Here is a 21,368-nt window from a genome sequence, read left to right as displayed (position 1 = left end):
TCAGGGGCGTTCCGGCGTGTTGCTCGGCCGGAACGCCCCGGGTCGGAGCGGACGAATGGACGGGGCCGTCGGGTCAGCCGCCGAGGGCGTCCTTCACGGCCTTCATCGCGACGTCCCAGGCCTTGTCCGGTGGGGTGTTGCCGGCTTCGACGTCCGTCACGGTGTTGATCATCGCCGAACCGATCGTCGCCGTCTCCGGACCGTTGAAGAACGGCTTGAACTCCTGCAAGGACTTGCCGAGCACGGCACCGATCTTCGAGTCGCCGAAGAACGGGTCGGTGTAGTCGGCGATCGCCGTGGATTCGTAGGCGGAGACCGTGCTGGGCAGGGCTCCGGTGTCGGTGAAGTTCTTCAGCTGCGACTCGGGTGACTGCATCTCCTTGATGTAGGCCCACGCCGCTTTGGGGTTCGACGCGCGCTTCGGGATGGCGAGGTAGCTGCCGCCCCAGTTGCCGGCGACCTTGGGCACCGTCGTCACGCGCCACTGGCCCGAGGTGTCGGGCGCGTCCGTCTTGATGCTCTTCAGCATCCAGGAGGGAGCCGCCATCGCGGCGAAGGCGCCGTTGGTCTTGCCCGTGCTCCAGCCGGTGGAGAAGGCGGGGACGTTCGCGGTGATGCCGGCCTCGATCGCCTTGATCGAGATGTCGAACGCCTCCTTCACCTGCGGATTCGTGTCGTACACGAGCTCACCCTCCGGCGTGTAGTACTTCTCGTCGACCTGGTTCACGGTCTGGAAGAAGACCGAGGTGCCGGCGTTGTCCAGGAACGGCTTCCCGGTGGCGGCGACGTACTGCTGGCCGACGGAGATGAAGTCGTCCCAGGTGGGCCAGAGCGCCGCGACCGCGTCCGGTTCCGACGGCAGGCCAGCGGCCTCGAAGAGGTCGGCACGGTACGCCATCGACATCCCGCCCACGTCGGTCGGTACCCCGATGACGGCGTCGTTCTGAGCCACGGCCTGGTCCCAGACCCACGGCAGGTAGTCCCCGGAGATGTCGTCGGCGCCCATCGTGCTCAGGTCGACGAAGTTGTCGGGGTTCGCGACGAAGTTGGGCATGTCGTCCCCCTGGATGAGCACCAGGTCGGGGACCTTACCGCCGGCCAACGCCGCGGTGAGCGCCTGCGCGGTCTCCTGCGTGCTTCCGACCTCGGTGAGCTTGACGGTGATGTCGGGGTGCGCTTCCTTGTACTTCTCGACATCGGCCTTCTGGTCGATGCCCGTGAAGGACCAGAACTGGAAGGTCTTGTCATCGCCGCCGCCGGACCCGGAACAACCGGTGACCAGGGCGCCGACCATGACGGTGACGGTTGCTGCTGCTGCAAGACGGAATCTCACTGGAAATCCCCCTCCTATGCGGGATCGTGTTCCGCGGTGTCGCGCTACGTTGCGGTCACCGGCCGGAGATCGCTCTCCGGCTCGCGCCGATGTCGACTGGATCGGGGAGCATCCGGACCGTTCGGGCGTGGTGATCACCATAGGCAGCGGGGTTCCGCGGCACCAGGGCAATATTGCGCAACTGGGAGAACGCTCTCTCGGATTCTGCGATGCTCGTTGCCAGACCACCGGCAGGTGGACGATCGCAAAGGAGCGAGGATGCGCAAACCGACCCTGGTCGACGTCGCCCGAGAGGCCGGCGTCTCCCGAGCGACCGCGTCGCGGGTCCTCGCCGGTGCTTCGACGGTCGACGCCTCGATGGTCGTCGCGGTGCGCGAAGCGGCCGCGAAACTGGCCTACCGCACGAATGTCGCAGCCCGGTCGCTCGCCGGGGGCAGGACGGGCGCCGTCGCGATCGTCCTCGCGGCGGGTGAGCTCGAACCCTTCTCCGGATCGTTCGTCGCGGCACCGCTCAAGGGCGCCACCGCCGCGCTCCTGTCGGCAGCCCAGCAGCCCGCGCTCTTCCTCGCCGACCCGCGCCAACTCGACGCGCTCGTCGCCTACCTGGCGGCGCACTACGTGGACGGGGCGGTGGTGATCCTGCAGCACGAGATCAGCACCATCACCCAGGCGCTCGCCTCGGTGGACCTCCCCATCGTCTTCGTCGGCCGCCCGATGGGTGAGCACACGGAGGACGTCACCTTCGTCGACTCCGACAACTACGCCGGCGGTCGGCTCGCCGCGGAACACCTGATCGCGCTCGGCCGAACGCGGATCGGCGTCATCTCGGGCCCCGCCGACATGGCCGCGTCCAGTGACCGTGTCCGAGGCTGGCGAGACGTCCTCACCGAACGCGGCCTCGACACCCGTGCGGTCGCCCGAGGCGACTTCACCATGCCGAGCGGGTCGTCGGCCATGGCTCGGTTGCTCTCCCGGTACCCGGACCTCGACGCCGTCTTCGCGGGCTCGGACCTCATGGCGGTCGGAGCGATGCGCGTCCTCGAGGCCAGTGGCCGCACGGTCCCGGACGACATCGCGCTCGTCGGGTTCGATGACACGGTCGTCGCGGCAACCGCGGAGCCACCGCTGACCTCGGTCCGTCAGCCGTTGGAGCAGATGGGCAGGGTCGCCGCGGAACTCGTCATGGAGCTCATCGCCGGCCGGACGACCGCTCCGCGCTGGCTCGACACCACGCTCGTCGTCCGAGACTCAGCCTGACCTTCGGCCCACCGGCCGTCACACCCGCCTCACCGACCGCTTCGGAGGAACCATGTCCGACCGCTCAGCGACGCTCGAACACCGCGTCGTCCATCTGCAGTGCGACGGCGTCTCCGTCGTCCTCGTCCAGCACGGGACCCGCCTCCCGACGATCGCGCACTGGGGTGCCGCCGTCGATGCCGACGACCTCGAGTGGCTTGCCGCGGCCACAGCCGCCGTGCGCGGGGACCTCGTCGACGGATCGGACGCGCCGTACGAGCCGAGCCTGTTGCCCGAGCACGTGTCGGGCTGGTCGGGTCTCCCGGGGCTCCGGGCGCATCGCGCCGGGACGGCCTGGTCGTCGCGCTTCGATGTGGCCTCGGTCGAGGTCGACAGAGCGGCCCTCCCGGCCGGAGAGGTGCGGCAGTGCGGCGCCGCGCTGGTCGAGGTGACCGCGGTCGACGACCAGACGGGCATCGCTCTCCTCGTGGCGATCGAACTGACACAGAGTGGCCTGCTGCGCACGCGCGTGACGGTCACGAACCGGGGCGACGACCTCCTGGAGATCGAGGGTGTCGTGCCGGCCCTCCCGATCCCGACGTCGGCTCGGGAGATCCTCGACTTCGCCGGTCGGTGGGGCAACGAGAAGCTGCCGCAGCGGCTTCCGGTCACGACCGGGACGCACCTCCGCGAGTCGCGGCACGGTCGCCCCGGTCTCGACGCCACCGGGGTCACCGCGATCGGAACACCGGGGTTCGACAGCCGGACCGGTGACGTCTGGCTGTGCCACGTCGGTTGGAGCGGCAACCACACGATCGGCGTCGAACGCACCGACGGACACCTCGCGTTCCGTGGCGGCGAGCTGCTCCTGCCGGGCGAGGTCCGACTCGGCCCGGGCGAGGACCATCGGACTCCATGGGTGTACGGGGCCCACGGCGTCGGCCTCGATGCCGCCTCGTCGCGGTACCACCGCTGGCTGCGTTCGACCTCGCGGGCGGCTCGGCGTCCGCGCCCCGTCACCCTGAACGTCTGGGAGGCGGTGCTGTTCGATCACGACCTGGAGGTCCTCACCGATTTGGCGACCCGGGCCGCGGCCATCGGCGTCGAGCGCTACGTGCTCGACGACGGATGGTTCCGCGGACGTCACGACGACACCCGCGGCCTCGGTGACTGGACACCGGACCCCGAGCGTTGGCCGGACGGTCTCGCGCCGCTCGCCGACCGGGTGCGATCGCTCGGCATGGAGTTCGGGCTGTGGTTCGAACCCGAGATGATCAACGAGGACTCCGACCTCGCACGCGAGCACCCGGACTGGATCCTGCGGGCGAGGGACGAGCTCCCGTCGCCCGTCCGGCACCAACAGGTGCTCGATCTCGGCAATCCGGCGGCCTTCGACCACATCCTGCAGGCCATCGACACACTGGTCGGCGAGCTCGGGATCGCGTACCTGAAATGGGACCACAACCGCGACCTCGTCGATGCCGGGCATCCGTCGACCGGGCGGGCAGCCGTGCACGACCAGACCGAAGCCCTCTACCGGCTGCTCGACGAGCTCCGATCGCGGCACCCGCACCTCGAGATCGAGAGCTGCGCGTCGGGCGGAGGCCGCGTCGACCTCGGTGTCCTCGAGCGGTCCGATCGCGTCCACACCTCCGACAACCACGACCCGATCGAGCGGGCCCGGATGCTCCGGTGGACGGGACTCCTCGTCCCGCCCGAGATGCTGGGATCGCACGTGGCCTCGGCCAGATCGGCCACGACCGGACGCACGCACACGCTCCACACCCGGTGCGCGGTCGCCCTGCTCGGGCACTTCGGTGTGGAGTGGGACCTGCGCGAGCTCGACGATGCGGATCGGACGACCCTCGCCAGATGGATCACCGTGTTCACGCGTCATCGCGGACTCATCGCCACCGGCCGCGTCGTCGGCGACGGTGAGTGGGACGACGACGCTCCGACCCTGCGCGGGGTCGTCGCGGAGGACGGCACCACCGCGCTGTACACGCTCGTGACTCCCCCGCGGTCGGCCGACACCCGTCGGCGGGTCCGCCTGCCCGGACTCCGCCCGGACGGTCACTACCGCCTCGCCGTCGCGCAGGACGACTCCCTCGGCCCCCGCTGGGTGATCCCCCAGTGGCTCCGGGATGCGCCGCCACTCGACGCCGACCCGGCCACGCTCGCGGCCGCGCCCGTGCTGAGCGGTGGCCAGCTGGCCGTGATCGGCCTCGACCTCCCCACCTTCCAGCCCGACCGCGCGATCACGATCCTCGTGACCGCCGTCTGACCCACGACCCGCTGCACAGAACAGGACCACATCACCCATGGACTCCACTGCGACCGTCACCGTCGACCTCGACCGGCCAGGACCCACGATCAGCCGACACGTCTACGGCCACTTCGCGGAACACCTCGGACGCGGCATCTACGACGGCTTCTGGGTCGGCGAGGACTCGCCCGTGCCGAACATCGGCGGCATCCGGCTCGACGTCGTGGAGGCGCTCCGCGAACTGCGCATCCCGAACCTCCGCTGGCCGGGCGGCTGCTTCGCGGACCGCTACCACTGGACGAGCGGCATCGGACCTCGCGAGGACCGCCCGAAGCTCGTCAACACGCAATGGGGCGGGACGAGCGAGACCAACGCGTTCGGCACCCACGAGTTCATGGAGCTGTGCGAGCTCCTCGGTGCCGACGCCTACGTCTCGGGCAACCTCGGTTCAGGCACGGTGCAGGAGATGGCCGACTGGATCGAGTACCTGACCGGTGCCGGGGAGACCCCGATGGCCGAGTTGCGTCGCGCGAACGGCCGGGAGGAGCCCTGGGACGTCCCGTTCTGGGGGCTGGGAAACGAGCCCTGGGGGTGCGGTGGCAACCTGCGGGCCGGCGCGTACGCGGACCTGGCACGCCGATTCGGTACCTTCTGCGAGAGCGGCGGGAAGGTCCCGCTCTACCGGGTCGCCGCCGGCGCCGACGGGTTCGACGTGGCCTGGACCAAGACGCTGATGGAGGTCGTCGCCGACGTGGCCACCCACCCGTTCTCGGCGACCCCCTGGGAAGCCGTCTCGGTGCATTACTACACGATCGGCGGCAGCTGGAAGGCGAAGGGCAGCGCGACCGGGTTCGACGCCGCGGAGTACTGGAGCACGATCACCGCAGCACAGGGCGTCGAGCAGCTGCTGTCGTCGCACGCCGCCGTCATGGACGTGTACGACCCGGAGGAACGGTTCGGCATGGTGCTCGACGAGTGGGGCACCTGGTGGGACGTCGAGCCGGGCACGCACCCCGGGCATCTGTTCCAGCAGAACACCATCCGCGACGCCATGGTCGCCGCCTGGCACTTCGACGTGTTCCACCGATTCGCGGGCCGGCTGCGCATGGCCAACATCGCGCAGACGGTCAACGTCCTGCAGGCGATGCTCCTGACCGATCCCGACGGCGGCGAGATGGTCCGGACGCCCACCTTCCACGTCTTCGAGATGAACAGCCCGCACCAGGACGCCACGTCCCTCCCGACGCACGTGGTCGGGCCGGTCCGCGACGCCGACGCCGCACACGCGGGTGGCATCCCGACCGTCTCCGCCTCGGCGAGCGTCAAGGACGGCGTCCTCCAATGCTCGTTGACGAACGTCGACCTCGATGCTCCACTCGTCATCGAGGTCGACGTCCGTGGCGGGTCCGTGGTCGAGCCGCACGGCCGGCTGCTCACCGCTGCGCGGCCCGACGCCCACAACCGTCCCGGTGAGACCGACGCCGTGTCACCGCGACCGCTCACGGGTCTCGACGTCACACCGACGGGTCTTCGCGTCACGCTCCCACCGCACTCGTTCGCAACCATCACGGCTCAGGTCGTCGCGCCATGAGCGAGGTGGAGATCGCAGTCACCGAGGTGCGTGCAGCACGTCGGGCGCGGGCGGACCGCCCGCCGATGGGCTGGAACAGTTGGGACTGCTTCGGAGGGTCCGTCACGGAGGCCGAGGTGCTCGCCAACGCCGCGTTCCTTGCCGAGCACCTGCTGCCCGTCGGCTGGGACACGGTGGTCGTCGACATCCAGTGGTACGAACCGGCGCCCGGCGTCGGCGACTACGAGCGCGTCTCCCAGCCGACGCTCGACGCTTGGGGCCGACCGCAACCCGCGCCGAACCGGTTCCCGTCTGCGGCGTCGGGCGGCTTCCGCGCGCTCGCCGACCGCGTGCACGCGCTCGGGCTCCGCTTCGGGGTGCACCTCATGCGTGGCGTGCCGCGTCTGGCCGTCGACCTCGACCTCCCGATCCTCGGTTCGACCGCCCGCTGCGGGGAGATCGCCGATCCGTCCAACGTCTGCCCGTGGAACCCCGACAACGTCGGCGTCGACATGACGACCCCGGGCGCCCAGGCCTACTACGACTCGGTCGTGGCACAGCTCGCGGACTGGGGTGTCGACCTCATCAAGCTCGACGACGTGCTCTATCCTCCGATCCAGACCGCCGAGATCGAGGCCATCTCGCGGGCGATCGACGCGACCGGTCGACCGATGGTGCTCAGCCTGTCCCCGGGGAAGCGACTCTCGACCGAGCACCTCGACACCCTTCGATCGACGGCGCAGCTGTGGCGGATCTCCGACGACCTCTGGGACGACTGGTCGGCGGTGCTCGAACAGTTCCAGCGCCTGGCCCGCTGGGCGCCCCTCCAGCGTCCGGGGGCGTGGGCCGATGCCGACATGCTCCCGCTCGGGCGGATCGGTATCCGGGCCCACGTCGGTTCGGACCGGTTGAGTCGCCTCACCCTGGACGAACAACGGACGCTCATGACCCTCTGGTGCATCGGCCGGTCGCCGCTCTTCTTCGGCGGCCACCTCCCGGACACCCCGGCGCACACGCTCGCGCTGCTCACCAACCCGGACGTGCTCGCCCTGCTCGGCAGCGACGGGAGCCGGGAGATCATCCGCGACGGCGACCTCGTCGTCTGGGCGGCGGAGCTCGGCGAGACCCGGTGGCGCGCGGCGTTCTGGCTCGGCGATGCGGACACCAGGCTGCGGGTGCACCTGGCCGATCTCGGTTGCGCCGATCGATCGTCCGTCACCGAGCTGTGGAGTGGTCGGCCCTTGCCCGTCGTCGACGGCGCCGTCGACACGTCCCTGCCCGCGCACGGTGCCGTGCTGCTCCGACTCGACCACTGATGGATCACCGACAGCAGCGCGTCGAGCGTCATCGAATCGAACTCGACGGACCGGCCACCCGGTTCGTCGATCGGTTCCTCATCGGGAACGGGACGTTGGGCGCGGCGCTCGACGGCGTGCCCGGACGGGAGGGCATCGACCTCTCCCTGGACACGTTGTGGTCGGGAGGTCCGCGACGCCCGGGCGGTGGGCTGGCATTCCGCCCGCGTCCCGGCACGTTAGCGTCCGTTCGCCGGGCGATCGCCGACGGCGATCCCATCGCGGCCGATGCCCGTGCGGCCGCACTGCGCGGGAGCACGTTCACCGAGTCCTTCCAGCCGCTCGGCCGCCTCACGATCGAGTACGCGCCGCCCGACGGCGGTTCGCGCGCGACACGGACCGCCGATCTCGCGCGCGGTGTCGTCGAGACGACGTCCACGAGCGGCGGCGCGGAGGTCACGCTCCGCGCGTTCGTGTCGGCGGTGGACGACGTGCTGGTCGTCGAGCTGCGGGGTGACGGTGTCCGTGAACCGAGGGTCGGGTTCGCGACGCCGCACCCGTCGACGACGGAGGAGCGCATGGACGGCGACATCCGGTTGTGGTCGGTGGCCGGCCGTGCGCCGGCGAGCGTGCGACCGTCGTATCTCGGCGATGACGATGACGAGGCCATCCGGTACCCGACCGACGTCCCGGACGCCGACGGTCTCGTCGATGCCGGCATGGCCTGGGCGCTGACGATCGCGGTGCAACCGATCCCGGGCGGGTTCCGCCTCGTCGCCGGTGCACGTTCCGGGTACCGCGGGTGGCGAGAACGGCCGTCGGGCGACCCGTCGACGCTGCTGGAGCACACCCAGGGGACGGTCTCGCGTGCGTTGCAGCGATCCGGCGAAGCGTTGCTCCATCGGCACGTCGCCGACCATCGGTCGCTCTTCGACCGCGTCGACCTTGAGCTCTCGGCATCGGCGTCCGCGTCGGCCGACCTCGCGGAGCGCTACTTCGACCTCGGACGGGCGCTCCTCATCGGCAGCTCCCGACCGGGGAGTGAGCCGGCGAACCTCCAGGGGGTCTGGAACGACCAGGTCAGGCCACCCTGGAGCGCGAACTTCACCACCAACATCAACCTCCAGATGAACTACTGGCCGGCGGAGAGCACCGGCCTGGGTGACCTGGTCGAGCCACTCACCCGGTTCATCGGCGAACTGGTGGATGCCGGGCGGCGCACCGCCGGCGAGTCCTACGGCCTCGACGGGGCGGCAGCCCACCACAACAGCGACCTCTGGAGGCACACGGACGCCGTGCCGCTCGATGCGCACTGGGCGAACTGGCCGAGCGCGCTCCCCTGGCTCGTCGCGCACCTCCACCGCTGTCTGGACGACGGTGGCGCTGATCACGCCGCTCGTGTCGCCGTCCTGCAGACCGTCGAGCCGGTGGTCTCGTTCGTCCTGGGAATGGTCGTCACGGATGCCGCCGGATCGACGGTCGTGAGTCCGTCGACCTCACCGGAGAACCGGTTCGTGGTCGACGCGGATCACACGGCGGCGGTGACGGCCGGCGTGACGATGGACCAGGAGCTGGCGCACGAGTGCCTCCGCGAGTACCTCGCCCTCGCGGAGCGGGTCGGCGACGGCATCGCGGAGGTCGGGCTCCTGGCTCGAGCACGCGACACCGTGGCCGCCCTCCGACTGCCGCAGGTCGGCCGCGACGGAACACTCCTGGAGTGGGCCGAGGAGCGGGAGCCGACCGAGCAAGGCCACCGACACCTCTCCCACCTGTACGGCCTGTACCCGGGGACCCGGATCACCGAATCGGCCACGCCCGAGCACTTCGAGGCAGCCCGACGCGCACTGCGACGGAGACTCGCGAACGGCGGTGGCGGAACCGGGTGGAGCATGGCGTGGGTCCTCTGCCTGGCCGCACGACTCCGTGATCCAGGGCTCGCGTCCGAGGCGCTCGACACGCTGCTCAGTCCGCTGTCATCGGCCTCGCTGCTCGACCTGCACCCGATGGGCGACCTCGACGACGTGTTCCAGATCGACGGCAACCTGGGTGGGACGGCCGGTGTCGTCGAGCTGCTCGTCCAGGGGCACGGCGGTGTCCTGTCGCTGCTGCCGACCCTCCCGGCCGAGTGGTCGGCGGGACGGTTCCGAGGGTTCCGGGTCCGTGGTGGACACGTCGCGGATGTCGAGTGGAGCCGTCATCTCCCCGTCGCGGCGACGCTGCTTCTCAAGGCCGGCGGCGTGCTGGTCGAGCTGCCGGACGACGGCTCGATGATCACCATCACGGGCCCTGGCGGCGTACTGCCGACCCGGCTGGAGGACGGCGCGCCGGCCGGGCGGCGGCGGATCAGGCTCGACGAGCCCGGTGTCCACCGGCTCGAGTTCGCGCGTCCACCCGGCGATCCGGAAGACTGACCGCCTCCTCCGGACGTCGGCTACTCGGCCTGTGCCTCCGCCTTCGCCGCTGCGATGGCGGCGTGCACTTCGGACATGTCGAGACCGCGCACCTGGGAGATGAGGTCCTCGAGTGCCGGCGCGGGGAGGGCACCGGCCTGCGAGAAGACGAGCACGCCGTCGCGGAACGCCATGAGCGTGGGGATCGACGTGATCTGCATCCCGCTCGCGAGCTCCTGGTTCGCCTCAGTGTCGACCTTGGTGAACACGACGTCCTGGTGCTGCTCGCTCGACTGCTCGAAGACGGGGCCGAAAGCCTTGCACGGGCCGCACCACTCGGCCCAGAAGTCGACGAGGACGATGCCTTCGGCCGACACGGTGTCCTCGAAGTTCGAGATGGTCAGTTCCTGCGTGGTCATCGTGTGCCCTTCGGATCGGTGGTCGGACGCGTCGCATCCGACTGACGAGCCTACCGGCGGACGACCGGTCGTCCTCCCCTTGTGCCGTGCCGCGGTCAGCGCCCGGGCGGCAGATCCGGGAGAAGGAGGAGCCGGCGCTGCATCCGCGACATGATCAGGAGCACCCCGCCGAGGACCGCGAACAGGACGCCGCCACCGACGACGATGCCGCCGATGATCCCTCCGAGGAAGCCGTAGCCGTCGCCGCTGCTGTTGACGAGGATGACCACGCCGACGGCCAAGGCGAGCACACCGATCCCGAGGACGGCCCAGGACATGACGAGATAGATGCGGAACGCGCGCGCTCCATGGAACGTCGGCCGGATGCCGTACTGGGTTCCGACGTACTGGGCCCAGCGTGAGCCGGTCCACCACCTCGTCGCCCGCGGCGACACGGAGTACCAACCGGCACCGGGACCGTCCTGCTCACCCGGCAATGGACGGACCACGTCGATGACCACCGGGGCGGCGACCGGCTGCGGGATCCGCCGCACCGCCGTCGTCTGGGCGGCGATACCGAACCAGAGCAGCGTCAGGAGGAGCATCGGGAATCCGTTGACCGACAGGTGGCTGGACAGTGCGCCGAGGCTGAACTGCGCGATCGCGAGCACGAGGAAGACCGAGCCGAACACCCAGGCCAAGCTCGGTTGCTCGGTGGTCGCCCAATCGGTCCCGGGCTTCCCGTTCTTGACCCTGAGCCCCGTCCAGTGCGAGCCGTCCCACCATCGGAGCTGATCCGGCCCCGTCGGATACCAGCCCGGCTGCGGTCCGGACGGCGGCTGCGACGGCGACGCCACGGGAGTCGGTGCCAGCCGTGTGACCGGCACCTCCTGCTTCACCGGTGGCGCGGCGTCGGCCTCCTGCGCAGTCCACTGCGTTCCATCCCACCAGCGCAACTTGCCCGGCGTCCCCGCCTCGTACCATCCCGGTGCAGCGGTCATCGCTGCTCCTTCCCCCGAAGATCACGCTCATGACGTCCATGCGGCGACCCCAGTGTCCCGTCTGCGAGTCATCGCGGCAAGCCACCGTTGTCGAACATCGTGCGAGCCAGGTAGGTTGACGGCGACGTGATGAAGGGACCACCGTGGCCAAACGCAAGACGCCGGAGCAGATCGCCGACGAGGAACGTCGCTACGAGCTCGCGCGATCGGCGAGCACGTTCGAGGAGTTCTCCGTCCTCGCGAACGACCCCAATCAGGCGATCCGCGCCGCTGCGGCCCACAACCCGGCAGCCGACCCAGCGGCGTTGGAGCTCTTCCTCGAGGACCGCTTCTGGGGTGCGCGCATCGAGATCGCGCTGCACCCGAACGCCACGGACGAGCTTCTGATCCGCCTCCTCGAAGCCGATCCGCGCAAGCGTGGCGTCGTCCACCACGAGGCGGAACGCCGGCTGGCGGCGAAGGGCTTCCGCTTCGACGACGACGGCCTCCCGCTGATCGACGACGCGGGCACGAGCGCTCGTTGAGCCCGTACAGCCAGGTCGACTGGGACGCGAGCCCGGAGCATCCGTCGTCCGTCGCCGAACCGTATCTGATGGGCACCGGCGTCGTCACCGACGAGGACACCGGGAGTCGACCGCTCTCGCCACCGCACCGTCATCCGGACGCCATGCTCGCCTGGTGCTACCGCGGCACCGTGTGGGTGCACCTCCCGAACGCGATGTGGCGCCTCGCACCGGGTCAAGGCGTCTGGATCCCAGCACACACGCCGCACACCGCGCACCACGAGCGCGACTCCACCGGGTGCTACACCTACCTCCCCGCCACCTCGCTGATCGCGCCCGTCGAGACCGTCACCCAGGTCCTGGTCCCGCGAGCGGTGCAGGAGATGTTGCTGCACCTCGGCATCAACGACATGCCGACCGACCTCCGGGTCCGTGCGCAGGCGGTCCTCATCGAGATGCTGCAGCAGTCCGCGCCGGAGACGGCGGACGGCTGGGGCGAGATCCCGATGCCGTCCGACGATCGTGTCCGTCCGCTCGTCCGTGCGATCCTCGCCGACCCGGGTGACCTCCGGGGCGCGCGCGAGCTGTTCGACGTGCACGGCCTCCACGAGCGCACCGTGCTGCGGATCTTCCAGCATGACACCGGGATGAGCTTCGCCCGGTGGCGAACGGGCGTCCGGATGACGCTCGCGGCGCGGCTGATCATCGACGGCATGCCGATCGGGGCGGCAGCACACCGGTGCGGGTACGCGTCCTCGAGCGCCTTCTCCGCGAGCTTCCGAGCCCGGTTCGGTATGACCCCGCGGGAGTACGTGGAACGGGTGCAGGCGGACCCCGCCCACCAGCTCTACTGGCGCTGATCCACCCGGGCACGCATCGTCCTGTCGGATCGGCGACAGAACTCGTCGGTTCCTCGACACTGTCACGCCGTGAAGCACCCTACGATCGTTCTGTTAGGACATGCTTACCTAACTTCTGGATCGCCAGCGGTGATCCCACTCCCCCCTCTTCAAAGGAGCCCCATGCCGCACGCTTTCGCGCGCCCGAACGTCCGCCGAGGATCCACCCTCCTCGCCGCCGTCATCGCCACCGCTCTCGCTCTCGCCGGATGTTCGGCCGCCACCGGCGACACCGGATCAACGACGGCATCGACCGACGGCGTCGTCATCGAACACGCCCACGGTGAGACCGTCATCCCGCAGAAGCCGGAACGGATCGTGGCCCTCGGGTGGATGACGCCCGACATCGTCGCCGCCCTCGGCACCAACCCCGTCGGCATCGAAGAGGTCTGGGGTGCCGGTGAGAGCGGCTACCAGCCCTGGTTCGAGGACTACGTCTCCGAGGCGTACGGCGAGATGCCCGAGATCATCCCCTTCACGGACGACGGCCCGAACTACGAGGCGATCAAGTCCCTGAAGCCCGACCTGATCCTCAGCCTCTACTCCGGTGTCACCGACATCGAATACGAGCGGCTCACCGAGATCGCCCCGACCGTCCCCTACATCGAGGGGCCCTGGAACCCGGGCACCTGGGAGGGCATGACCCGCACCGTCGGGAAGGCGATGTCGGAGGAGGCCAAGGCCGAGGAGCTCATCGGCGAGACCGAGGACCTCATCACCTCCCTCGCCGACGCACACCCCGAGTTCGACGACAAGAGCTTCGTCTGGGGCCTCACCCTGAACGAGGGCGGGACGGACCTCGGCGTCTACCTCGAGTACGACCCGCGGGTCCGCATCACCGAAGCGCTCGGCTTCACCTCGACGTCGGCGATGGACGGCTTCCTCGCGAGCGCCGAGGGCGACAACTGGTACACCGGCGTCAGCCTCGAACAGCTCTACGACGTGGACGCCGACCTGTTCGCCGCATGGGGCGGAAGTGCCGAGGAAGGGACGTACACGGTCGAGAACGCCGTGGTGTCGCGCTGGTCGCCGATCGCCGCCGGGTCCTACGTGATCTACGCCGACGCCGCCAAGGCCTCTGCGATCAGCGCGCCGACCGTCCTGTCCCTGCAGTACGTCCTGCCCGGCTACGTCGACGACCTCGCAGCGGCACTGCAGGGCGAGCCGACCATCGACGGCAAGTGACGTCGGAGATCTCCCGGACCGCCGCCCCGTCAGCAGCGCCTGCTGCGGGCGGGGCGGCGGACGTCCCGATGCCCGGTGGGGCCGGACGCGCAGACGTCTCGCCCCACCGCACCGGGACCCTCGCCGTCGGGCTCCTCGTCGCCACGGTGGTGCTGATCGCCGCAGCCGTCGCCTCACTCGCCATCGGCAGTCGGGCCATCGATCCCCTGACCGTCGTCCGCGCGCTCGTCGCCTACGACGACGCGAACCCCCTGCACCTCATGGTCATGGAGCTGCGCGTCCCACGGACGCTGCTCGGCATCCTGGTCGGTGCGGCGCTCGCCGTCTGCGGCGGGCTCATCCAGGCCTTCACCCGCAACCCGCTCGCCGACCCGGGCATCCTCGGGGTGAACGCCGGTGCGTCGTTCGCCGTGACCTTCGCGGTCGGTGTCCTGGGACTGACGACTCCCGGCACCTACGTCCCGTTCGCCCTGGCGGGTGCGTTCATCCTCACGGTGATCGTCTACACGCTCGGATCCGTCGGGGCTTCGGGTGCGACCCCGATGAAACTGACCCTCGCGGGGGTCGCCCTCGGTGCCGCCTGCACCGGTTTCACCACCGCGATCGTGCTGCGGGACGAAGGCACCCTGCAGGTCATGCGCTTCTGGAGCGTGGGATCCATCGGAGGCCGCACCCTCGACCAGCTCACCTGGGCTGCTCCGTTGATCGTCGCGGGCCTCGTGATCGCTCTGCTCTGCGCCCGGTCGCTGAACGCGCTGACCCTGGGAGACGAACTCGCCCAGGCGCTCGGGGCGCGAGTGCGCAGCACCCGGGTGTGGGTCGTCGTGGCCGTGACCCTCCTGGCCGGTACGGGCGTCGCAGCCGCCGGTCCCATCGCCTTCGTGGGACTCATGATCCCCCATGTCGTCCGGTGGTTCACAGGCCTCGACCAACGCTGGGTGCTGACGTACTCGATGGTGATCGGCCCCGCGTTCCTGCTGCTCGCAGACGTCCTCGGCCGGATCGTGCTGCCCTCCGGAGAGCTCCGGGTGGGGATCGTCACGGCACTCCTCGGCGCCCCCATCCTGATCATGCTCGTCCGTCGGAAGCGGGTGAGCGGGCTGTGAGCGTCATCGACCACGGCCGACGCCAGATCCGCGTGGAGACCGTGCACATCGCGACGCTCGTACCGGTGCGGTCCGTCCTCGTGTGCCTCGGACTCGTCGTGGTGATCATCGGAGCAGGGCTGTTCGCGACGACGATCGGCGCGTACGAGATCGGTTTCGACGCGGTGATCCGGGCGATCGTCGACCCCGCGTCCGACCCCGACGTCCGCCAGGTCGTGACCGAGTGGCGACTCCCACGGGTGCTGTTCGCGGTGCTCTGCGGAGCGGCACTCGCGCTCTCCGGAGGTATCTTCCAGTCGCTCACCCGCAACCCGCTCGGCTCACCGGACATCATCGGGTTCGGTGTCGGCGCGCAGTTCGGCGTCACGCTGACGATGCTCGTCCTCGGGCTCAACACCTACCTGTTCAAAGCCGCCGGGGCACTCGTCGGCGGTCTGCTGACCGCCCTGCTCGTCGCCCTCCTCGCGAACCGCCACACCATGTCGTCCTTCCGGCTGATCATCGTCGGCATCGGCGTCTCGGCCGGGCTCGGTTCCCTCACCTCCTGGATCCTCATCTCGGTCAGCGTCGAGCAGGCGATGATGGCGGCCACCTGGGGTGCAGGATCCCTCGCCTCGCTCGGCTTCGATCAGCTGCTCCCCGCCGCCACGGCGTTCGTCGTGTTCGCCCTGCTGGCTCGGCCACTCCGGCGTTCCCTCCCCGTGCTCGAGATGGGAGACGACGCCGCCATGGCCCTCGGCGTGCGTCCCGGACGCACTCGCTTGATCGCCATGGTGGTCGGTGTGGCCCTCGTGGCGCTCGTCACCGCCGCGGCCGGCCCGATCTCGTTCATCGCCTTGGCCGCCCCGCAGATCGCTCAACGGCTCACCCGCTCGAACACCCCGATGGGCCTTGCGCCGGTGATGCTCACCGGAGCCGCCCTGGTCGTCGTCTCCGACGCCGTCGCCCAGCTGCTCGCGGTCCCGGTCGGCGTGGTGACGCTCTCGGTCGGTGGCATCTATCTGACCTGCCTGCTGGCCGCCCAGTTCGTACGCCGCACGTGAAAGGAACTCCCATGACCACGTCGCTCCTCGCCCGCGACCTCACCCTGGGCTACGGCGATGCTCCGATCGTCTCCGAGCTGTCGCTCGAGGTGCCGGACGACTCGTTCACGATCATCATCGGACCGAACGCCTGCGGCAAGTCGACCCTGCTCCGCGGACTCGCGCGGCTCCTGCGCCCGACCGCCGGCGCCGTCCTCCTCGATGGTGCTGACATCCGTGCGTCGAAACCGAAGGACACCGCTCGCCGACTCGGGCTCCTCCCCCAATCCGCCATCGCCCCCGACGGGATCACCGTCGCCGACCTGGTCGGGCGCGGCCGGTTCCCGCACCAGAGCGCGATGCGGACGTGGAGCAGCGCCGACGAAGCGGCGGTCTCGGAGGCGATGGCCGCGACGGGGGTCACGGAGCTGTCCCGCCGGCTGGTCGACGAGCTCTCGGGCGGACAACGGCAACGCGTCTGGGTCGCGATGGCACTCGCCCAGCAGACGAAACACCTGCTGCTCGACGAGCCGACGACGTTCCTCGACATCGCGCACCAGATCGAGCTGATGGAGCTGTTCACGGATCTGCACCGCAGCGGCACCACCCTCGTCGCGGTCCTCCACGACCTCAACCACGCCGCCCGCTATGCGACGCATCTCGTCGCGATGCGCGACGGCGCGATCGTCGCCCAGGGCGATCCGCAGGAGATCATCACCGCCGACCTCGTGGAGGCCGTGTACGACCTGCCGTGCCGGGTCATCACCGACCCCGTCTCCGGTACCCCGCTGGTGCTCCCGCTCGGACGGCGGAGCCGGTGAGCGGGACGACGACGAATACGCCGCGGCGCCTCTTCGGCATCGCGCTGGGAGCGGACGGTCGCGGCGCCATGCTCGCCGCCGCGACCGGCCTCCTCATCGTGCACGCCCTGTCGGAGGCGGCGATCCCCGTGATCATCGGGGCGACTATCGACCGCGCGGTGGTGCCGTCCGATCCGGTCGCCCTCGGGGTCTGGATCGGGGTCCTGGTCGGAACCTTCCTCGTCCTGACGGTGAGCTACCAGTCGGCGTCGCGCCTCATGGTGTCGATCTACGGGCACGGCGAACAGGCGCTCCGGCACCTCACGCTCTCCCGGATGCTTCGGCCGCGGCTCTCACGACAGAACCTGTCGGCGGGTGAGGCCCTGACGGTCGTCACGTCCGACACCTACCGGGTGGCCGGCGTCGCCTGGTCGGTCGCGCAGCAGTCGGCGACCATCGCCGCGATCATCGGAGCCGCCCTGGCGATGTCGGTGATCTCGCCCGTGGCGACGATCGTGGTGTTCGTGTCGACCATCGGGATGATGCTCGTCATGCGCGTCGTGTCCCGCCCGCTGGAGCGCCGAGGGTTCGACGAGCAACGGGCGGCGACCGAGGCCGGAGCGGTGGCCGCCGACTTCATGAGCGGGTTCCGAGTGCTCGTCGGCATCGGCGGGCAGGCTGAAGCCGTCCGGCGATATGACGCCGCCAGTGATGTCTCACGACGCGCAGCGACGGCCGCCGGGCGGTCCCTGGCCCTCTTCGACGCCGTGAGCGGCACGCTGGCGGCGTTCGTCATGGCCGCACTCGTCGGCTTGTCCGCCTGGTTCGCTGCGGATGGGCGGATCAGCATCGGTGAGCTCGTGACGGTGCTCGGTCTCGCGCAGTTCATCAGCGGGTACCTCGCACAGGCGGGTTCCTTCCCATCGAACTGGATCCACAAGCTCGCGTCCGCCAAACGCCTGGCCGCGGTCGTCGACGCCGACGACCTACTCGAAACGGGCGGTCGGCTGGACGAGATGTCCGACTCCGGCCCTGCGTCCGACGTCGTGCTGTCCTTCCGCCCGGAACACCAGGACCGACCGGTGGACGTCCATGCTGGTGAACTGCTCGGCGTCCGGCCGCCCGACAGCGACACCGCGCGCGCCCTCTCCCGCCTGCTCGGCATGCGGACCCCCGCGGAGCGCGGCAGCGTCTCGCTCGCCGTCGACGGTACACTCGTCGACCAGCTGGACCTCGACCCGGTGGCGTACCGCCGTCGTGTGGTCGCGCCACCGCACGGCCAGCGCATCATGAGCGGCACCCTGGCGGAGGCGGTCCGCGGTCATGACGCGACCGGCGACCCGGAAGCGGTGTTCGTCGGCATGGCGGCGCTCGACGACACGGTCGTGCAGCTCGGCGGTTGGTCGTCTCCGGTCGGTGAGGCGGGCAGACGGCTCTCCGGCGGGCAACGCCAGCGCGTCGGCATCGCCCGGGCGCTCCATGCCGGTGCGGACGTGCTCGTCCTCGACGAACCGACGTCGGCCGTCGACGTCCTCACGGAGACCCGCATCGCCCGAGCACTCGCGGCGCACGAGGGCACCGTCGTCGTCATCACCACCTCGCCGGTCCTGTTGAACGCCTGCGACCGGGTCGTCGAACTCACTCCCGGTTCGGAGACCCGCCATGACTGATCCCGCCATGGAGCCCAGCACCGCCGAGATGCTCCCCGTCGCCGACGGCTCCCGCGTCCGAACCGTCGTCGGTGCCCTCCTCAGACGCCACCGCGGACGGACCGCCGCCGTGGTGGTCCTCTTCCTCGCAGCCGCCGCACTGGGCGTCGTGATGCCCGCGTGTCTCGGGCGGATCGTGGACGCCGTCGCTTCCGATGCCGGGCTGAGCGTCGTCTCAGGCTGGGTGGCCGCAGCAGCGGTCGGCGCTGTCGGGGCGGTCGCGGTGACGCTGTGGGCGACTCGGGTGCTCACGGGGCTGGTGCAGGACCTGCTCGCCGAACTGCGCGAGGACGTGTTCGCCTCGGCCATGCGGCTCCCGGTGAGCACCGTCGACGACGGCGAGCGTGCCGATCTCCTGTCCCGGGTCACCGGCGACGTCGACGCGGTCGCGGAGGCCGGCGGGAACGTCGCCCCGACCCTGCTCTCCGCCGGGTTCGCGATCGGGGTGTCGGCCGTCGCCCTGGCAGCCGTCGACCCGTGGCTCGCGCTCGCCGGTCTCGCTTCGGCGCCGTGCTACGTCCTCGGGACCCGTGCGTTCCTCCGGCGATCCCGAGTGGTGTTCCGCACGGTCCGGATCCGCGAAGCGTCGCGCAGTCAGGCCGTGCTGGACGCGGTCGACGGCGCGGAGACCCTCGCCGCGTTCGCCGGCACGGACCACGCGCTCGAACGCGTCCGGGAACGCGCGGCCGCCTCCATCGACGCGCAGATCGAGGGCGTGCGCGTCGCGAACCGTCTGTTCCGATGGATCAACTCGGGTGAGCTCGTCGGACTCTCGGCGATCCTGGCGACCGGCTTCCTCCTCAACCTGCAGGGCACGATCACCGTCGGACTCGTGACCACCGCCGCACTCCTGTTCCACCGGCTGTTCGATCCGGTGGGCCGGCTCATCTTCGGGCTCGACGACATCCAGCGGGCCACGGTCGGGCTGGCTCGGCTCATCGGGGTCATCGACCTCGCAGCAACGTCGTCCGCGATGCCGGAGTCGCCCTCGCCCGTCGGCGGTACCGCGGACGATGTCGCCGCACCGCCGGCGATCCGAGTGCACGACCTGACGTTCCGGTATCCGACCACGGACCGTGGGGTCACGCAGGTCACCCTGAACGTGCCGCCCGGGACGACCACGGCGCTCGTCGGCACGTCCGGCTCGGGCAAGAGCACCCTGGCGCGGGTCGTCGCCGGACACCATCCCCCGACGTCGGGGCGGGTGCTCGTCGGCCACGCCCCGTACTACCTGTCGCAGGAGCTCCACCTCTTCCGTGGCTCGATCGCCGACAACCTGAGGCTCGGCGCGCCGGACGCCAACCGGGACGAGATGGTCTCGGCGCTCCGTGCCGTCGGAGCCGAATGGGCGGTCACCGCGTTGCAGGACGACCCGGCGGCGGACCCGACCGACTCGAGGGAGTCGCCCGTGCCGCTGGACGAGGGACGCATCCAGCAGCTCGCGGTCGCTCGGGCGTTCCTGACGGACCCGGCGATCGTGATCCTCGATGAGGCGACGGCCGACGTCGGCTTGCACCATCGCGACGCCGTCGAAGCGGCGATCGCCGCCCTTCGGACGGACCGGACCGCGCTGCTCATCGCGCACCGGTTGGAACAGGCCGCCACCGCCGACCGGATCGCGGTCTTCGCGGACGGTCGGATCGTCCAACACGGCACGCACGCGGAGCTCCTCGCCTCGCCCGGCCCCTACCGCGAGTCCTGGCTCGCGCACAGCCCGCACCCGACCCAGCACACCGAACCGACCCGAGAGGCCGAGACGCCATGAAGATCCACCGCGGCATCGTGACCGCAGCGACACCCCTGAGTCCGAAGCTGATCCGCATCACCCTCGGCGGTCCGGGCGTCGAGGACTTCGTCAGCACCGGCACGGGTGATGAGTACGTCCGCGTCTTCTTCCCCCACGGCGCCGACCCGACGGAGGTCTCGCTCCCGGTACCGACAGGCGACTGGTGGGAGACGCCGGAGGGCTCCCCGCAGGCACCGATGCGTACGTACACGATCAGCGCCGTGCGGCAGGACCCCGTCGAGATCGACATCGACTTCGTCGTGCACGAGGCCGGGGTCGCGGGGCCGTGGGCGGCTCGCGCCCAGCCCGGGCACGTGCTGGGCCTGAACTCGCCCGCCGGTCTGTACGCGCCGCCCGCCGACATCGGTTGGCAGGTGCTCGTCGCGGACCTCACCGGTCTTCCCGCAGTCAGGCGCATCGTCGCACAGACTCCGCGAGGACTGCGGACCCGCGTGGTGCTCGAAGTGCCGAGCGAGCGGGATCGGGTCGCGGTCGAGACGAACGACGACGTGACGGTCACCTGGGTGGTGGGCGGCAACGGACACGGCCCGAGCGCGCTGGGCCGACTCGTCCGGAGTGTCGTGGACGAGCGCCTCCCGCTCGATCACGGCTACATCTGGGTGGCCGGCGAGACGGTGGCCCTCCGCGACGTGCGCAAGTATCTGCGCAAGGAGCTCGGGCTACCCGCCACCCGGTTCAAGGTGGTCGGCTACTGGACGCCGATCGCAGCATGGGACGAGAAGTTCGCCGCCCTCCCGGCCTCGGTTCAGCGGGAACTCGAGGCGATCTGGGCGCCGATCGACGGCGTCGAGCCGGAGGACGTACAGATCCGGTACGAGGAGCAGCTCGAACGGCACGGGCTCTGACCT

17 protein-coding genes are annotated in these 21,368 nt (G+C 70.3%); 14 read left to right on the top strand and 3 right to left on the bottom strand.

Features of this window, described 5'->3' with window-relative positions:
• Positions 1-73 precede the first annotated feature (73 nt).
• Positions 74-1,333, bottom strand: coding sequence for an ABC transporter substrate-binding protein (locus BWO91_RS09560; protein ID WP_167620462.1), 1,260 nt, complete (start codon positions 1,331-1,333; stop codon positions 74-76).
• Between the two features lie 258 nt (positions 1,334-1,591).
• On the opposite strand from BWO91_RS09560, the gene BWO91_RS09555 reads away from it, so the two are divergent.
• The 5 genes from BWO91_RS09555 to BWO91_RS09535 are packed head-to-tail and all read left to right on the top strand — an operon-like array spanning position 1,592 to position 10,111.
• Positions 1,592-2,590, top strand: a complete 999-nt coding sequence (locus tag BWO91_RS09555; protein WP_071260028.1) for a LacI family DNA-binding transcriptional regulator — start codon at positions 1,592-1,594, stop codon at positions 2,588-2,590.
• A gap of 52 nt (positions 2,591-2,642) precedes the next feature.
• Positions 2,643-4,853, top strand: a complete 2,211-nt coding sequence (locus tag BWO91_RS09550) for an alpha-galactosidase (RefSeq protein ID WP_079002434.1) — start codon at positions 2,643-2,645, stop codon at positions 4,851-4,853.
• 37 nt (positions 4,854-4,890) lie between these two features.
• Entirely contained in the window at positions 4,891-6,426 is a 1,536-nt protein-coding gene (locus BWO91_RS09545) for an alpha-N-arabinofuranosidase (RefSeq protein WP_079002433.1), read from the top strand.
• Positions 6,423-7,721, top strand: coding sequence for a glycoside hydrolase family 27 protein (locus BWO91_RS09540; protein ID WP_240555770.1), 1,299 nt, complete (start codon positions 6,423-6,425; stop codon positions 7,719-7,721). Before BWO91_RS09545 ends, BWO91_RS09540 begins: the two co-directional genes overlap by 4 nt.
• Positions 7,721-10,111 (top strand): glycosyl hydrolase family 95 catalytic domain-containing protein, encoded by a 2,391-nt coding sequence (locus tag BWO91_RS09535; RefSeq protein ID WP_079002432.1) that lies wholly within the window; start codon positions 7,721-7,723, stop codon positions 10,109-10,111. The genes BWO91_RS09540 and BWO91_RS09535 overlap by 1 nt, the downstream gene beginning before the upstream one ends.
• A gap of 20 nt (positions 10,112-10,131) precedes the next feature.
• On the opposite strand, the gene trxA is transcribed toward BWO91_RS09535, so the two are convergent.
• Together trxA and BWO91_RS19645 are read right to left on the bottom strand one after the other, a co-directional pair.
• Positions 10,132-10,509, bottom strand: a complete 378-nt coding sequence (trxA, locus tag BWO91_RS09530) for a thioredoxin (protein WP_056006082.1) — start codon at positions 10,507-10,509, stop codon at positions 10,132-10,134.
• Positions 10,510-10,604: 95 nt separating this feature from the next.
• Positions 10,605-11,489 (bottom strand): DUF2510 domain-containing protein, encoded by an 885-nt coding sequence (locus BWO91_RS19645; RefSeq protein WP_153303583.1) that lies wholly within the window; start codon positions 11,487-11,489, stop codon positions 10,605-10,607.
• 143 nt (positions 11,490-11,632) lie between these two features.
• On the opposite strand from BWO91_RS19645, the gene BWO91_RS09520 reads away from it, so the two are divergent.
• The 9 genes from BWO91_RS09520 to BWO91_RS09480 all read left to right on the top strand — a co-directional run bounded on the left by BWO91_RS09520 (position 11,633) and on the right by BWO91_RS09480 (position 21,365).
• Positions 11,633-12,013, top strand: coding sequence for a hypothetical protein (locus BWO91_RS09520; RefSeq protein ID WP_079002431.1), 381 nt, complete (start codon positions 11,633-11,635; stop codon positions 12,011-12,013).
• Positions 12,010-12,852 (top strand): helix-turn-helix transcriptional regulator, encoded by an 843-nt coding sequence (locus BWO91_RS09515; RefSeq protein ID WP_079002430.1) that lies wholly within the window; start codon positions 12,010-12,012, stop codon positions 12,850-12,852. The genes BWO91_RS09520 and BWO91_RS09515 overlap by 4 nt, the downstream gene beginning before the upstream one ends.
• Before the next feature lie 162 nt (positions 12,853-13,014).
• Positions 13,015-14,076 (top strand): ABC transporter substrate-binding protein, encoded by a 1,062-nt coding sequence (locus BWO91_RS09510; protein WP_079002429.1) that lies wholly within the window; start codon positions 13,015-13,017, stop codon positions 14,074-14,076.
• A gap of 68 nt (positions 14,077-14,144) precedes the next feature.
• Complete coding sequence (locus tag BWO91_RS09505; protein WP_079003917.1) at positions 14,145-15,182, top strand: iron chelate uptake ABC transporter family permease subunit; 1,038 nt, start codon at positions 14,145-14,147, stop codon at positions 15,180-15,182.
• On the top strand, positions 15,179-16,225 hold the full coding sequence (locus BWO91_RS09500) for a FecCD family ABC transporter permease (RefSeq protein WP_079002428.1): 1,047 nt from the start codon (positions 15,179-15,181) through the stop codon (positions 16,223-16,225). Before BWO91_RS09505 ends, BWO91_RS09500 begins: the two co-directional genes overlap by 4 nt.
• A gap of 11 nt (positions 16,226-16,236) precedes the next feature.
• On the top strand, positions 16,237-17,025 hold the full coding sequence (locus tag BWO91_RS09495) for an ABC transporter ATP-binding protein (protein ID WP_079002427.1): 789 nt from the start codon (positions 16,237-16,239) through the stop codon (positions 17,023-17,025).
• The gene (locus BWO91_RS09490) at positions 17,022-18,674 is read left to right on the top strand and encodes an ABC transporter transmembrane domain-containing protein (RefSeq protein WP_205847586.1); all 1,653 of its coding nucleotides are present in this window, start codon (positions 17,022-17,024) and stop codon (positions 18,672-18,674) included. The genes BWO91_RS09495 and BWO91_RS09490 overlap by 4 nt, the downstream gene beginning before the upstream one ends.
• Positions 18,667-20,478, top strand: a complete 1,812-nt coding sequence (locus tag BWO91_RS09485) for an ABC transporter ATP-binding protein (protein WP_079002426.1) — start codon at positions 18,667-18,669, stop codon at positions 20,476-20,478. Before BWO91_RS09490 ends, BWO91_RS09485 begins: the two co-directional genes overlap by 8 nt.
• A complete protein-coding gene (locus BWO91_RS09480; protein ID WP_079002425.1) occupies positions 20,475-21,365 on the top strand; it encodes a siderophore-interacting protein in 891 nt (296 codons plus the stop codon). Before BWO91_RS09485 ends, BWO91_RS09480 begins: the two co-directional genes overlap by 4 nt.
• Positions 21,366-21,368 lie beyond the last annotated feature (3 nt).

The sequence above is a fragment of the Plantibacter flavus genome, from assembly GCF_002024505.1.
Lineage (GTDB): Bacteria > Actinomycetota > Actinomycetes > Actinomycetales > Microbacteriaceae > Plantibacter > Plantibacter flavus_A.
The sequence above is the reverse complement of the archived record's forward strand: the minus strand, read 5'-3'. Positions and strand labels throughout refer to the sequence as shown.